Origin of the sequence: Shewanella gelidimarina (assembly GCF_023283945.1) — a bacterium.
Lineage (GTDB): Bacteria > Pseudomonadota > Gammaproteobacteria > Enterobacterales > Shewanellaceae > Shewanella > Shewanella gelidimarina.
The window spans coordinates 51,971-67,245 of the sequence record NZ_JAKIKW010000016.1; the positions used below are offsets into that span (position 1 = coordinate 51,971).

At 43.1% G+C, this 15,275-nt stretch carries 9 protein-coding genes; 5 read left to right on the forward strand and 4 right to left on the reverse strand.

Translation table 11 applies throughout. The features are described from left to right. Positions 1–114: 114 nt before the first annotated feature. Complete coding sequence (gene hemH, locus L2729_RS14080; RefSeq protein ID WP_248988830.1) at positions 115–1,110, forward strand: ferrochelatase; 996 nt, start codon at positions 115–117, stop codon at positions 1,108–1,110. Positions 1,111–1,357: 247 nt separating this feature from the next. Continuing rightward, positions 1,358–2,662, forward strand: coding sequence for an inosine/guanosine kinase (locus tag L2729_RS14085; protein WP_248988831.1), 1,305 nt, complete (start codon positions 1,358–1,360; stop codon positions 2,660–2,662). 264 nt (positions 2,663–2,926) lie between these two features. On the opposite strand, the gene L2729_RS14090 is transcribed toward L2729_RS14085, so the two are convergent. Then, positions 2,927–4,243: a dicarboxylate/amino acid:cation symporter gene (locus tag L2729_RS14090; protein ID WP_248988832.1), complete on the reverse strand. Its 1,317-nt coding sequence runs from the start codon at positions 4,241–4,243 to the stop codon at positions 2,927–2,929. 217 nt (positions 4,244–4,460) lie between these two features. On the opposite strand from L2729_RS14090, the gene L2729_RS14095 reads away from it, so the two are divergent. Continuing rightward, positions 4,461–6,935 (forward strand): Ig-like domain-containing protein, encoded by a 2,475-nt coding sequence (locus L2729_RS14095; protein WP_248988833.1) that lies wholly within the window; start codon positions 4,461–4,463, stop codon positions 6,933–6,935. A gap of 89 nt (positions 6,936–7,024) precedes the next feature. Here L2729_RS14095 and astB read toward each other — a convergent pair whose 3' ends face one another. Then, positions 7,025–8,362 carry an N-succinylarginine dihydrolase gene (gene astB / locus L2729_RS14100; RefSeq protein ID WP_248988834.1) on the reverse strand — a complete coding sequence of 446 codons (1,338 nt, stop codon included), beginning with the start codon at positions 8,360–8,362 and terminating at the stop codon, positions 7,025–7,027. Positions 8,363–8,695: 333 nt separating this feature from the next. Between astB and topA the strand changes: the two genes are divergently transcribed. Then, positions 8,696–11,407, forward strand: coding sequence for a type I DNA topoisomerase (gene topA / locus L2729_RS14105; protein ID WP_248988835.1), 2,712 nt, complete (start codon positions 8,696–8,698; stop codon positions 11,405–11,407). Between the two features lie 127 nt (positions 11,408–11,534). Here the strand turns inward: topA and L2729_RS14110 are convergent, their stop codons facing one another. Then, complete coding sequence (locus L2729_RS14110; RefSeq protein ID WP_101089625.1) at positions 11,535–12,311, reverse strand: hypothetical protein; 777 nt, start codon at positions 12,309–12,311, stop codon at positions 11,535–11,537. Between the two features lie 225 nt (positions 12,312–12,536). Here L2729_RS14110 and cysB point away from each other — a divergent pair, with 225 nt between their 5' ends. Continuing rightward, positions 12,537–13,511 carry an HTH-type transcriptional regulator CysB gene (gene cysB, locus L2729_RS14115; RefSeq protein ID WP_101089626.1) on the forward strand — a complete coding sequence of 325 codons (975 nt, stop codon included), beginning with the start codon at positions 12,537–12,539 and terminating at the stop codon, positions 13,509–13,511. Positions 13,512–13,607: 96 nt separating this feature from the next. Here the strand turns inward: cysB and L2729_RS14120 are convergent, their stop codons facing one another. Further along, positions 13,608–14,984 (reverse strand): L-serine ammonia-lyase, encoded by a 1,377-nt coding sequence (locus L2729_RS14120; protein WP_248988836.1) that lies wholly within the window; start codon positions 14,982–14,984, stop codon positions 13,608–13,610. Positions 14,985–15,275: the final 291 nt, after the last annotated feature.

Below are 15,275 nucleotides of genomic sequence, written 5' to 3' on the forward strand. Positions count from 1 at the left end.
TAATGTGTTTATGAGCTAGTTCTCATATTTGAAAAAGCCCACGTAAGTGGGCTTTTTTTATGGTTTTTCCAATGATAGCCTGACGCAGAATATCTTGGTTAAAAGAGAACAAATGTGAGCGACACAACCTCCCCATTTGGTGTTTTGTTAGTTAATCTTGGCACGCCAGACTCTCCAACGGCGCCAGATGTTAAAAAATTCTTAAAACAGTTCCTGAGTGATCCTCGTGTTGTTGATATCTCACCTTGGATCTGGAAACCTATTCTTAATGGCATCATCTTAAATACCCGTCCTGCAAAAGTCGCCAAACTCTATGAGTCCATCTGGTGGGAGGAAGGGTCGCCTTTAATGGTTATTAGCCAACGCCAGCGTGATAAATTAGCACAATCTCTGCACGCTACTTTGGGTTTTGAAGTGCCTGTTGAGTTAGGCATGAGTTACGGTAATCCGTCATTAGACTCCGGGCTTAATAAATTAAAAGCGCAGGGCGTTAAGAAGATTTTTGTACTACCACTCTACGCGCAATATTCCTGTTCTACCGTTGCACCAGTGTTTGATGCTATCGCGGACCTGCATAAAACCAAGCGTGATTTCCCAGAGCTTAGGATCAATAAAGACTATTTTGATCACCCTACCTATATTGCAGCGCTTGCTGATTCAGTCAAACAACACTGGCAAAGTAAGGGGCGCGGTGAGGTATTACTCATGTCTTTTCACGGCGTGCCAGTGCGTTATGTCACGGAAGGCGATCCTTATCAAATGCAGTGCCAAAAAACAGCTGAACTGGTGGCGGAGTCGTTGGCGTTATCGCCTGAACAATGGCGGATCTGTTTCCAGTCTCAGTTTGGTAAAGAGCAGTGGTTAACGCCTGCTACCGATAAACTGTTAGAAGCACTTCCAACCGAAGGGATAAAATCAGTCGATATAATGTGTCCAGCTTTTTCTTCTGATTGTCTTGAAACACTGGAAGAGATCTCTGAAGAGGGCAAAGCCTCATTCCGATCGGCAGGCGGCGAGCGCTATGAGTTTATTGCTTGTTTAAATGACTCTAAGCAGCATATCAGCTTGTTAACGCAAATTGTTGAGCAACAAACCTTAGGTTGGTGCTAAATTTAAATGCTTAGTAGTGATTTCAGCTAGCGAATGAGGCTGGGTATGGTAGAATTCCCCACTTTTTTTTCTTTACCTTGATTAAGCCTTTTGCATAATCGTTTTAAGGTGGTGAGCTGCGTTAGCACTACAGGTTGCTAGAATTGAAAGCCACAAGTCGTTAGTTTTTTGCCAAGAACAATGAATTGTGATTCCTTAGCCGTTTTAATTATCTTTTGCATGGATGCCGAATGAAAGAGAACTCAATATGAAGTTTCCAGGTCAGCGTAAGTCTAAACATTATTTTCCTGTCAAAAAACGTGATCCGCTATTAGCACAGTTGATCCAACAGCCTCAACCTATCTCGACTTACGTGTCTGGTATCGACCAAACACTGGTAGATATTGAAGCCAAAGTGGAAGATGAGTTACTAAGTCGCTATGAATTACCTAAGGGTAATTCGACTTTGATAGATGATGACAAGGCACATGCTTTGTATACGGAATTAAAAGAGCGTGAGCTGGTCAGCGATGAATTTGCCGGTGGCACCATCGGTAATACAGTGCACAATTACTCAATTCTTGCTGATGACCGCTCAGTGTTATTTGGGGTGATGAGTCAGAACATAGAAATTGGCAGTTACGCCTATCGCTACCTCTGCAACACTTCATCAAAGGTTGATTTAAACCAGTTGCAGCCAGTCGCGGGTCCTATTGGTCGTTGCTTCACACTTATTTCAGAGTGCGGTGAACGAACGTTTGCGATTAGCAAAGGCTCAATGGACAAACTGACACCAGAATATATCGATAGAGATATTGTACAGGGTGGTTCTGCGCTGATTTTGACCGCCTACCTCATGCGGGCAAGCGGCGAAGATAAGATAACCGATGCCGCAATGAAAGCGATTGAATACGCCAAAGGTGCAGACGTTCCCGTGGTATTAACGTTAGGCACTCGTTTCTTAATCGAGGAAGATCCACAGTGGTGGCAGCGTTTCATTCAAGAGCATGTCACCATTCTGGCCATGAATGAAGATGAAGGCGAAGCGCTAACGGGATTTAAAGACCCCTTACAAGCGAGTGAAGCGGCATTAGACTGGTGTGACATGGTGTTGACTACAGCTGGGCCTTTAGGGCTTTATACTGCGGGATATACTGAAGACTCTGAAAAACGTGAAACTACCCATACGTTACTGCCAGGCGCAATCCCTGAGTTTAACCGCTATGAGTTTTCTCGCCCTAAACTTAAAGCGGATTGTGAGTCACCGCTTAAAGTGTATGCGCACATATCTCCGTATATGGGCGGTCCAGAAAAAATTCGTAATACTAACGGTGCAGGAGATGGTGCATTAGCGGCATTACTGCATGATTTAGCTTCAAATCGATTCCATAAGATGAACGTACCGGGTTCAAGCAAGCATAAGCGTGATGGTCTGTGTTATTCGTCATTCTCGCAGATTTGTAAATATGCTAACCGTGTCGCTTATGAAGTGTTAGCGCAACATAGCCCTAGATTATCTCGTGGTTTACCTGAACGTGAAGACAGCTTAGAAGAGTCATACTGGGAAAGGTAACTTGGTTTATATTCTGGGAACAACATCCAGACTGAACTTAAAATAAGACCATTTAAAAGCCACCGTTTAGTCCTTCTGAACGATGGCTTTTTTATTGTCGGCGATTCAATAAGTTAGCGAAATATGAAAAGACGCTAAGCATGGCTTAAGGGTTTTGCCGTTGATGAAGTTATACCATGACGAGAGAATGACAGTCATCACCTAGAGAACAAACAAAAAAGGCGCCTATATAGGCGCCTTTGTTACACAGATTGTAGGCTTGGCTTACTTCTCTTCAGCGTGAACCTGAGCGTTAAAACCGGGTGCCACTTTACCTGCTTGAGTATCGTTGAAAATATCTTCATCAAACTCATTTTCAGATTTAGCGATCACAACCGTTGCCACAGTATCACCGGTGACGTTAACGGCTGTACGCACCATATCAAGTAATCTATCGACACCGATAATCAATGCGATACCTTCTACCGGTAGACCGACTTGGTTCAATACCATTGCTAGCATGATAAGTCCGACCCCTGGCACGCCAGCCGTACCAATCGAGGCTAATGTTGCTGTTATCACCACCATGGCGTAATCAGTAATGGTTAAATCAATACCGTAAACTTGCGCAATAAATACTGTTGCCACCCCTTGCATAATCGCGGTGCCATCCATGTTGATGGTAGCCCCTAGCGGTAGCGTGAATGACGCTATTTTATTATCGACGCCCATGCGGTGTTCAGCGGTTTCAATCGTCACTGGAAGGGTAGCGTTAGAACTTGCGGTGCTGAAGGCAAACAACTGTACATCGCGAATTTTTCGAATAAAGGTAAAAGGGTTGAGTCCTGAGAATAACTTTAACAATGTTGGGTAGACGATAAACGCATGAATGAGCAATACGCCAAGTACAACAAAGAAGTATTGCACCACGCTGCCAAAGGTCTTCATATCCAGCGTCAATGCCAGTTTAGCCATCAATGCAAATACACCGTACGGCGCAAGCTGCATGATTAAGGTAACAACACGCATGATGACTTCATTAAGGTCGGTAAACAACGCTGCAACGCGTTTACCGCGCTCACCAATATGTGAGATAGCAAAACCAAAGATAACCGCAAATATGATGATTTGCAGCATATTACCTTCGCTCATCGCTTGCAGTGGGTTAGTCGGCACAATATTAATAATAACGTCAGCCAAGCTTGGCGCTTGTTTGACATCAAAATGCATGCTCTCCGTCACCATTGTTGCGTGACCAGGATGAATGGCAATGGCGATAAGGATTGCCATTGACAGTGCGATAGCGGTAGTGAACAGATAAAACGCGAGGGTCTTTCCGCCAAGACGACCTAATTTGGAAGGTTCACTTAAAGAACACGTTCCACAGACCAATGATACAAAGACCAAGGGCACCACTAACATTTTCAAACTTGAGATGAATATGGTACCGATGACATTTAAAAAGCCTTCAGTGATGTAATCTTTGATGAATTCACTTTCAGGGAAAAGGTTACGAAGAATTAACCCGAGAATAATACCTGACGTCATACCGAGTAAAATTTTACTCGTCAGGCCAAATTTTTTTGTTTTCGTAGCAGACATAGTGCTTCCTGTATAATTTTTATGCTTTCAATTTGCAGATTAAAGCCTAGCAAGAAAGTGCCACAGTTGAAATGGGGTAAAAGTTAAAGTTTCTGATGTTATTTATCAATTTGCCCTCATAAGTAGTAGATAAGTTACTTAGAAATTGTGTAATGTTGACGGCTAGGTAATCAGATAATTACCGGATATCATAATCTGAGTAACAGGGAGCCTGACAATGAAGTCAGCTTATAGTATTTTTATTGCGTTAATATGGTCGTTTTTTCTCGTTGGTTGTGGGGGCGGAGGAAGTATATCTTCTGATCCTGACAAACCAAATCCAGAGCCAACTGACGTCATTACCGTCGCGTTGGCAATATCAAATAACGAAATCAATGCTGAAACACCAGCAACGATTACCGCTACAGTGACAGGAAGTGTGAGTGGCTTAAAAGCCAATACATTAGTCACGTTTACTTTAAATAACTCTTCATTAGGAACTTTTAATCCCTCCATAGGAACAGCCTTAACTAATTCTTCAGGAATAGCGACTATTGAGTTAGCTACTGCAGATGTTAAAGGTGCTGGAAATGTTACGGCTAGTGTTGATGGCATGGATGGAACGGCTCCAGTTGTAGGCTTCAATATGGCAGGAAATGGTGGCGAAACTGGTGGTGGAGCAACTTTAGTGGTCGCTTTAACTAATGCTGTTGGTGAGTCTATCGACTCTATAACAACAACAGCCCCTGGCAAGTTAACTGCGACGGTCACAGGAATTAATAAACCGTCAATAGTGACTTTCACTACAACAATTGGCGATATACCGATTAAAACTGCAGTTACAGACAATAGTGGCAAAGCAACGATTGATATTTATGCTGGGAGCTCACTTGGTGCAGGTGAAGTCACTGCGTCACTGTCTACTGGTGAAGAGGGTAAGACTGTCGTTGTAGTAGGCGCAACAAATGTGGTCATGGGAAGCGGTAATCCATTTGTTAAAGGTAAGGCTAATGTCAGCGTTGAACAGCTTACTGCTGGTGGAACCGCGACTATCTCTGTGATGATTCAAGATTCAGATGGCAATATATTTACTCAACCCGTTGATGTGAACTTCTCGTCAACTTGTTCAAAAAAAGCCACGCCAGAAGCTGAAATCAGTTCTCCAGTTCCTTCAGTTAACGGTGTTGCAACGACAACGTATTTGGCTAAAGGCTGTAAAGGCGATGATGCAATAAATGTTAGTGCTAATGCTGGTGGTTTAAATCTTACAGCAACGGGCACTATTAATGTGTTATCAGCAGATGTTGGCAGTATTGTATTTGTCTCTGCTACGCCGCAAAATATTAGCATTTTGGGAACCGGTGGCGATGAGTCATCTGTTGTTCTGTTTAAAGTGCTAGACACTAACAGTAACCCGGTTAGCAACCAATCTGTTTCATTTGCGCTAAATACAGATGTGGGTGGGATTTCGCTCGATCCAATAACGGCGACGACTAATAGCCAAGGTATTGCACAAACAGTTGTACGTACAGGTACTGTCGCGACCTCTGTGCGAGTCACTGCAACGGTAGACGGTTCTGTTCCGGTGATATCGAGTCAATCTAAGCAGCTGATTATCTCAACAGGTATTCCTGATCAAGATAGTTTTTCATTATCTGCATCAGTGCTGAATGCTGAAGGTTGGGATATCGATGGTACCGAAGTTACCGTTACAGCTCGACTTGCAGATGCATTCAATAACCCAGCTCCAGACGGCACCACGGTTTCATTTACGACTGAAGGTGGTGCGATTGAAGATGCATGTCAAACCACTAAAGGTTCATGTAGCGTGGTGTGGACAAGTCAACAAGCGCGTCCAAATGGTGAAAAACTGATTAATGGTGCGGGCCTACTTTATCGTAATCCGATAGCAAACCTAGTTTATGACGCCACACTTGGTGTTTACGGTAACTTTTATGGTCAGAAATATGGTGGCCGAGCTACCATTACCGCAACCGCTATTGGTGAGGAGTCATTCCCTGATCTGAACGGTAATGGTCGTTTTGACGCTGATGAAGTCACTGCTTTCTTATCGCAAACAGATGTTAGCGGCATGCCATTTGATTTAGATGATGCTTTTAATGATTATAATGAAGATGGCTTATTTAACCCTCAAGAGACCGGAGGCCAATCTGGTGGAGAGTTAGAAGAGTTAGTTGATTTTAACTCTAACCGTGTCTTTGATAAGAAAGATAGCAAGTATAACGGTGTATTATGTGCCGATCCTGTACATAGTGCTTGTGCCGACGGCATCAATGACTCTAAGTCTTTGTATGTTAGAGGAAGCTTAGTGATTGTGATGTCAGGTAGTACCGCTTTTGCAACTGACAGCGCCAATGTACTGATTGTTGATAGTGAAAGTGGCCCTGATGGTAATTACGATCAGAGTATTGATATTGTCGGAAAGGCCACTGGAACCGCGACCTTTACTATATCTGATCTGCATAATCAGCAGATGCCAGCGGGCAGTATTGTTCGATTTATTGCCAGTGCTGGCTCAGTTGTTAGCAGCAACGAATATACGTGGCCAAGCTCTAACTACAATGCTGGTCGACAGTTTAGTGTGACCGTTAAAGGCGAAGATGAGCCAAACTCTGGAACATTTATCGTTGAAGTTGAAACTCCAGGGAAAACGGCAACTCAAGTATTATCACTGCCAATTAATATTAAGTAATTAATAAATGAAATCAAAAAAGCCCCTTTAAGGGGCTTTTTTATTGGCTATGACTCACTCATTGTTAGTGAATAACTTGCTGAGGAATATTACTTCTGGAACTGATAGACGCTACCTAGCTTCATGATCTGTGTGAGTTCATCAAGAGCGGTGCGCGATTCCATCAGCAACTGCGGGTCAGCTAAATCAGCCACTGATAAGCGGTCACGGTAATTATTATCAACCCATAAGTTTAGTCGTGTAAACAACGCATCGTTCATCAGGGTATTTTGATTAACCGCAGCCACTTCATTTTGATTCATCGCCACGCGTAGTCGCAGACATGCTGGCCCGCCGCCATTTTGCATGCTTTGCTTCACATCAAAGTAATGGACCTGTTTTATCGGTGTTCCTAACGTGACCAACTCGCTTAAATAGGCATGTACAGCCGGGTTTTCTTGGCAGTTAGTCGGCGCAATGATGGCCATTTCACCCGACGGTAATGTCACCACTTGGGTATTGAACAGGTAACTTCTTACTGCATCTTGGATCGCGACTTTTGCCGTTGGTACTTCGACAAAATGTAATGGCGATTCGCCAAATTTTTGTTTTATCTCTTCAAATTTAGCTTGTGTATTTAAAAATGCTTGCTCATGATAAAAAAGAACGTTTTGATTACCGACGGCAATGACGTCGTTATGAAACACACCTTGGTCGATGACATCTGGATTTTGCTGCATGTATACAGTGCCGTCATCATCTAATTGATGCAGACGAGCAATGGCTTGGGACGCTTCTAATGTTTGACGTGCTGGAAACTTTTGGGGTTTCGGCGCAGAAGGATTCGTCGCTTCTTGACCGTAAACGAACAGTTCAATACCGGCATGACCATATTCACTGCAAAGACGAGTATGGTTGGCTGCACCTTCATCACCAAAACTGGCGTGTTCAGGTAAATGTTGGTGGTGCTTGAAATAACGGCTATCGTTAAATGTAGCTTGAAGAATATGACCTGTAGTCACAGGTTCAATGCTGCGATGAAGTTTATCGACTAAGTTTGCTGGAGTGAAATGCAATTTACCGTCGTGAGTATCGGCGCTCGGTGATACTGTTGCGGCGTTTGCAGTCCACATGCTTGAGGCGCTGCAGCATGCGCGTAACAACGCAGGGGCGTCTTTGGCAGCTTTATTTAATACTTCAGCATCTGAGCCGGTAAAACCGATTCTACGCAGTGTGTGAAGGTCTGGGCGCTCTTGAGGGGCAAGCATACCTTGTACTAAACCTAAGTCTGCAAGCGCTTTGGCTTTTTTGATCCCTTGTTTGGCAGCATCTTTAGGGCTAGATGTCGCGGCGGCGTTGTTTAAAGAGGCAACGTTGCCGAATGATAAACCCGCGTAATTATGTGTTGGGCCAACAAGTCCGTCGAAATTGGCTTCAAAATGCTTCATTCTTTATCCTTTAGGGTAGCTCAGGTGCTATTTCTATTCCTGAGTTGTAATTATTGAGCTCAGTATACTTAAGCTCAAAGCCTAAACAAGCTGGGTATAATTTATAAAAATGGTGAATTTGCATCAAAATTCACAACTAATACTTACTTGATGACTAATAATGAAATATTAGTTTTTAAATAAGCACTAATTTTTTTCACATTTATTTCAAAAACGCATGAAAATGGTACTCCAGTTCAAATAAAAGAGGGATTAGCTTGAAAGTTTTTACACAACCCTCTATATATGGGGAAAATTTTCAGAGTTTTGAAACTTGTTGGCGCAAAGTAATCTATGGGTAAATCGTTAGTAATCGTCGAATCACCGGCCAAAGCCAAGACTATTAATAAATATCTAGGCAAAGATTTCATCGTTAAGTCGAGTGTTGGTCACATCCGTGATCTTCCTACATCGTCGAGTCAAGACGCTAAGGTGATTAGTAAAACACCAGCTGAAGTCAAGAAGATGTCTCCAGAGGAGAAGGCTGAATATAAGAGTTTAAAAGCTAAGCAAGCTTTAGTCGCACGCATGGGAGTAGACCCCGACAACAGTTGGAAAGCGATATATCAAACGCTTCCAGGCAAAGAGAAAGTCGTAAAAGAGTTACAAGCACTCGCAGAATCTGCTGACCACATCTATCTCGCAACCGATTTGGATAGAGAGGGGGAGGCTATTGCATGGCATCTCCAACAAGTGATTGGTGGAGACGAGTCACGCTATCAACGCGTTGTGTTCAACGAAATCACTAAATCAGCGATTCAAGACGCATTTAGTCAACCGTCGGTACTTGACACCAATATGGTCAATGCGCAGCAAGCGCGTCGATTCTTGGACCGTGTTGTGGGCTTTATGGCTTCACCGCTGCTTTGGAAAAAAGTGGCGCGTGGTTTATCTGCGGGTCGAGTTCAGTCTGTTGCTGTTCGTTTGGTCGTTGAACGTGAGAGTGAGATTAAAGCGTTTGTGCCTGAAGAGTTTTGGGATGTTCATGCTGAGTTAAACACTTTAGCCGATGACATGCTTAAAATGCAGGTTGTTAAGTATCAGGACAAAGCCTTTAACCCGGTGACTCAAGCTGAAGCTGACACTGCAGTAAGTGCATTGTCGCAGTCTAGTTTTGTTGTCGCAGCACGTGAAGACCGTGCAACGCAAAGCAAGCCGTCAGCACCTTATATCACCTCCACGCTGCAGCAAGCTGCAAGTACGCGTTTAGGTTATGGTGTTAAAAAGACCATGATGATGGCGCAGCGCTTATACGAAGCGGGCCATATTACTTATATGCGTACCGATTCAACCAACTTAAGCCAAGAAGCACTAGACAATGTGCGTGAGATGATTGGTAAAGATTTTGGTGACAAGTATTTGCCTGAAGCTCCAATTCGTTATGGTAGCAAAGAGGGCGCACAAGAGGCTCACGAAGCGATTCGTCCGTCTAATGTGAAAGTAACAGCTGCATCTTTGAGTGATATGGAGCGTGATGCTCAGCGTTTGTATGAGCTGATTTGGCGTCAATTCGTGTCATGTCAAATGACACCTGCAAAGTATGATGCCAGTCGTCTTACGGTAAAAGCGGGTGACTACGAGCTAAAAGCCACTGGACGTACATTACGTTTTGACGGTTGGACGCGAGTTCAAATCGCCGTTAAGAAAAAGAACGAAGAAGACAATACACTGCCTGTTGTTGCTAAAGGCGACAAGGTCAAGCTCAAAGAGCTTCTTCCTAAGCAGCACTTTACTAAGCCAGCGGCACGTTATAGTGAAGCTTCATTAGTTAAAGAGCTGGAAAAAAGGGGTATTGGTCGTCCGTCTACTTACGCAACGATTATTTCGACCATTCAAGATAGAGGCTACGTTAAGGTTGATAACCGTCGTTTCTATGCTGAGAAAATGGGTGAAATTGTCAGTGACAGACTTGTCGGCAGCTTCCAAGATTTAATGAGTTATGATTTCACCGCAAGCATGGAGCAGACGTTAGATGATGTTGCTCAAGGCAAGCTGGATTGGAAGAAAGTACTCGATGGTTTTTATAAGGACTTTACCAAGCAGTTAGAGCACGCTGAATTACCACCTGAAGAGGGCGGTATGCGCCCTAATGAGATGGTACTGACGGATATTAAGTGTCCTACCTGTGAGCGTCCAATGGGAATTCGCACCGGTACAACAGGTGTATTCCTAGGGTGTTCAGGTTATGCATTGCCACCTAAAGAGCGTTGTAAGACGACCTTAAACTTAACGCCTGGCGAAGAAGCGGTAAGTGAAAGCGGTGAAGATGCAGAAACTGAAGCATTACGAGCGAAACATCGCTGCGGTATATGCGGCACTGCAATGGATAGCTACCTCATTGATGAAACCCGTAAATTACACATTTGTGGTAATAACCCAACGTGTGAAGGTTTTGAAATCGAAGAGGGACAGTTTAAGATTAAGGGCTATGAAGGACCACTTATTGAGTGCGATCGCTGTCAAAGTGATATGGAACTTAAAAATGGTCGTTTTGGTAAGTATTTTGGTTGCACTAATTCTGAATGTAAGAATACGCGTAAATTGCTAAAAAGCGGTGAAGCAGCGCCACCAAAAGAAGACCCAATTCACTTGCCAGATCTTAAATGTACTAAGTCTGATGCCTATTTTGTATTACGTGATGGCGCCGCAGGCATTTTCCTTGCTGCTAGCACTTTCCCTAAGTCGCGTGAAACACGTGGTCCATTAGTGGAAGAGTTGGTTAAGTACCGAGAGCTGTTATGGCCTAAGTATGCTTTCCTTGCTGATGCACCGGTTGCTGATGATGATGGTAATTTAGCGTCAGTGCGTTTTAGCCGAAAGACAAAAGAGCAATATGTTGCGACTGATGTTGATGGTAAGGCGACGGGCTGGAATGCCAAGTTTATTGACGGTAAGTGGGTTGCTGAAGCTAAGGCAAAGCCGAAGCCAAAAGCCAAAGCTAAGCCTAAAGCTAAAGCCAAGCCAAAGGCTAAAGCAAAACCTAAAGCAGAACCCGAAGCAGAATAATGCATTAGGTTTACAAGCTTAATAAAAAGCCCCGAATATATCGGGGCTTTTTAATGCCTGTATTTTAGTACTGATGGCTTAAACTTTGTTTAAACCAATGGTCATTTTTCGCTTATTGTACCAATGACTACCATTTCCGCTTTGGCTGGAACAGCACGTCAATATCATCTTCATCTGCTTTAGGTTTGGCAACTTGTGGCTGGGCTAATTTCTGTGCCCCCATAATCTCGTCTAACATTGTTTTAGCTTCATCGACTTTTTTTGCAATAAAAGGATCATTGGGCGTTTGTGCTTTAATGGTATGCAAGGTCGACAAAGCTTTGGTGACCATCTGCTTAGCGGATCCGTACTGTTTCATAAAACAAGCGGCTCTTCCTCTTGCAAGCATTGAGTCAACGTTAATTCTAAGTTGAAGATTGTCTATCGTCTGCTCTTCTTGGCTAAAGATAGCCGGCTCTACTCTTCCCTTATTATGCTCAGATCTGAGTATGGCTTTCATTTTCTTAAGCGTCTGAACTAACGTGAGCACCTGTCTATCATTATCAGGTAGCCTAAACAGCTCAATGGCAGGGGTAGACTTAGGAGCATTGTTGAGTACTTCTATCTGGCTGCGCAAATCATATAGTCGGCGTTCATAATCATTTTTTTGCGCAGGGGATAATGAGGCGGCAATATTGAGTGCTTCTTCTATTCTTTTATAGAGCACGAGTATTATATTACTGGAACAAGGAATAAGCCCGGTGTTAGAAAGCACATCTTCTGTTTCATCAATGATCGCCCTCTGTCGAGCAAGCTCTGTGCGTCTTTCAGCTTCCACACGTGCTTTTTGTTGTTGAATGATGCTAATGCCGATAATAAGAAGCAGTAAAACACCGATCAAGACAAAGACTGAAACGATAATCATAGAGGGTCCAAATATTTTACAGTGCTTTTAATGCTACTATAAATCAACATTCTAGGATAGTCACTTCATCATGGTTTGGCTATTATCAGTTCGCAGGAGTTGACTATTGTGCTATATTCCATTTGATTTAATTATTCCGTTGTACTATAACGAATAAATATACTTAAATGTGTCATTGCTTATCTATTCATGGATCTGTAAGCCTACCAAAGAGAAGGACTAAAGATGAAGTTGCAGCAACTTAGATATATTGCAGAGGTGGTTAATCATAACCTCAATGTTTCTGCAACCGCGGAAAACCTCTATACTTCTCAGCCTGGTATTAGTAAGCAAGTGCGTATGCTTGAAGATGAACTGGGTATTCAAATTTTTGGCCGTAGTGGTAAGCATTTAACCCATGTCACGCCTGCTGGTCTACAGGTGATTAGCATCGCTAATGACATTTTGGGTAAAGTAGAAAGCATTAAGAAAGTGGCTGAGGAATACACTAAGCCTGATCAAGGTGAATTGAATATTGCCACCACAGATACTCAAGCCCGTTATGCTTTACCGCATATTATTCAAGGGTTTATTGACCGGTACCCTAAGGTTAACCTGCATATGCATCAAGGCACACCATCACAGATCAGTGAATTGGCTGCCCGTGGTGATGCAGATTTTGCCATTGCCACTGAAGCGATGCACCTTTATAGCGATCTTATTATGTTGCCGTGTTATCACTGGAACCGCTCAATAGTGGTAACCCGTGATCACCCGTTAGCCTCTAGAAGCCATATCAGCATTGAAGATCTCGGTCGTTTCCCATTAGTCACTTATGTATTTGGTTTTGATCGTGCCTCTGAGATTGAAAAGTCGTTTAACCGTGCAGGTCTTGAGCCACGTGTTGTCTTTAGTGCAACCAGTGCCGATGTGCTTAAAACCTATGTTAGATTAGGTTTAGGTGTTGGTGTGATTGCTTCAATGGCAATAGACGAGCACATGGATAAAGATTTAGTCGCTATTGATGCGAGCCACCTGTTTGCTCACAGTACCACCAAGATTGGCTTCAGGAAGGGTAATTTTTTAAGAACTTACATGTACGACTTTATTGAGCATTTTGCACCTCATTTAACTCGTACGGTTGTTGAAAAAGCTGTCGGCTTGCGAGATGCACAGCAGATTGAAGCGATGTTTGAAGATATGCAACTGCCGGTCAGGTAGTTAGACTCAATGACAAACAGCCATTGAGTATACAGCGTTCAATAGCTCATAAAAAAACCTCGCAATAGCGAGGTTTTTTTTATGGAAGAGCGTGAATTAACACTCTACGATATTAACAGCCAAGCCACCTTTAGCGGTTTCTTTATACTTGCTACGCATATCTTTACCTGTATCCATCATAGTCTTGATGACTTTATCTAGAGACACTTTGTGGTTACCATCTCCGCGCATTGCCATGCGTGAAGCGTTAATGGCTTTCACTGCGCCCATTGCGTTACGTTCAATGCAGGGGACTTGTACTAAGCCACCGACAGGATCGCACGTTAAGCCCAAATTATGCTCCATGCCGATTTCAGCGGCATTTTCAACATGCTCTATGGTACCGCCCATGATCTCGGTTAACGCAGCAGCGGCCATTGAACAAGCCACACCGACTTCGCCTTGACAACCGACTTCAGCACCTGAGATTGATGCGTTCTTTTTGTAAAGAATCCCAATAGCAGCTGCAGTGAGCAGGTAACGACAACAAACGTCCATATCCACTTCTTGCACGAACATATCGTAATAGCTAAGGACGGCTGGAATGATGCCTGCTGCGCCGTTTGTGGGGGCGGTGACAACACGATCGCCAGCCGCATTTTGCTCATTGACTGAAAGCGCAAATAAGTCTACCCAGTCCATTGCAGTAAAAGGATCTACCACGCTTTTACCTTCCGCTTTTAAGCGACGATAAAGCGATGGTGCACGGCGTCTTAGCTTTAATCCACCGGGTAAAATACCCTCTTTTTGATAACCACGTTCAACACAGGACTTCATGGTTTGCCAAATTTCCCACAGCTGTTTCTGTATGGCGTCAGAGTCATTAATGCTAAGCTCATTGGCCATCATTAATGATGAAATGCTAAAGCCGTTTTCGGTACAGAGTTCAAGAAGTTGTTGAGCCGACTCAAAATCATAAGGTGCTGATTTGATGGGCGTAGCTGGAGAGGCATCTTGGGCTTTGATTTCATCTTCATCCAAAATAAAGCCACCACCAACAGAGTAGTAGGTACGCTCATAGATGCATTTACCGTCAGTATAAGCATAAAGGGTCATGGCATTAGCATGAGCGGGTAGGCTTTTACGTCGATGGTAGGTGACACCGTTTGCACGAGAAAATTTCACTTCACGGCCATCACTCAACAATAACTTTTCATCATTGCTAACATTTTCTAAAATAGCGTCAATCTTATCGGTATCAACGGTATCAGGTGCTTCTCCCATCAAACCGAGTATAACGGCTTTACCGGTGCCATGACCTTTACCTGTTTGACCTAATGAACCGAACAGCTCTGAACGTAACTCATCAATCGTTTCAAAAAGACCTTGTGTGGTCAGATCTTTAATAAATATGTTACCCGCTTTCATCGGGCCTACAGTATGTGAACTTGATGGGCCAATGCCTATCTTAAACATGTCGAATACACTAATCATGCTAAACCTTTATTACTCTAGTTGTTATTGTTATAACCAATATTACTAAGATCATTACCGCGTGGTTAATTGAACATATGGTTGTATATGTCGATTAATCAGCGTAAAAAACTTATGCTTAATGTTAATCTTAGTTGCTTGAATTAATTGGTGTAAAAAGTATCCCATACTTTTTCTTTTTATATAGCATTAGTTTTTTTTAATTTAGTTATAAAGCATTAGATAAACTAATTTTAGTATTGCATGTATAATTTGTAGGATCATGCTCAGCTTGATTTTTATAGAGCAATT

Excerpts from the sequence above, each read along its gene's own strand:
- topA (WP_248988835.1), top strand. The coding sequence starts at position 8,696 with ATGGGTAAATCGTTAGTAATCGTCGAATCACCGGCCAAAGCCAAGACT.
- cysB (WP_101089626.1), top strand. The coding sequence starts at position 12,537 with ATGAAGTTGCAGCAACTTAGATATATTGCAGAGGTGGTTAATCATAAC.
- L2729_RS14090 (WP_248988832.1), bottom strand. The coding sequence starts at position 4,243 with ATGTCTGCTACGAAAACAAAAAAATTTGGCCTGACGAGTAAAATTTTA.
- astB (WP_248988834.1), bottom strand. The coding sequence starts at position 8,362 with ATGAAGCATTTTGAAGCCAATTTCGACGGACTTGTTGGCCCAACACAT.
- L2729_RS14085 (WP_248988831.1), top strand. The coding sequence starts at position 1,358 with ATGAAGTTTCCAGGTCAGCGTAAGTCTAAACATTATTTTCCTGTCAAA.
- L2729_RS14120 (WP_248988836.1), bottom strand. The coding sequence starts at position 14,984 with ATGATTAGTGTATTCGACATGTTTAAGATAGGCATTGGCCCATCAAGT.
- L2729_RS14110 (WP_101089625.1), bottom strand. The coding sequence starts at position 12,311 with ATGATTATCGTTTCAGTCTTTGTCTTGATCGGTGTTTTACTGCTTCTT.
- L2729_RS14095 (WP_248988833.1), top strand. The coding sequence starts at position 4,461 with ATGAAGTCAGCTTATAGTATTTTTATTGCGTTAATATGGTCGTTTTTT.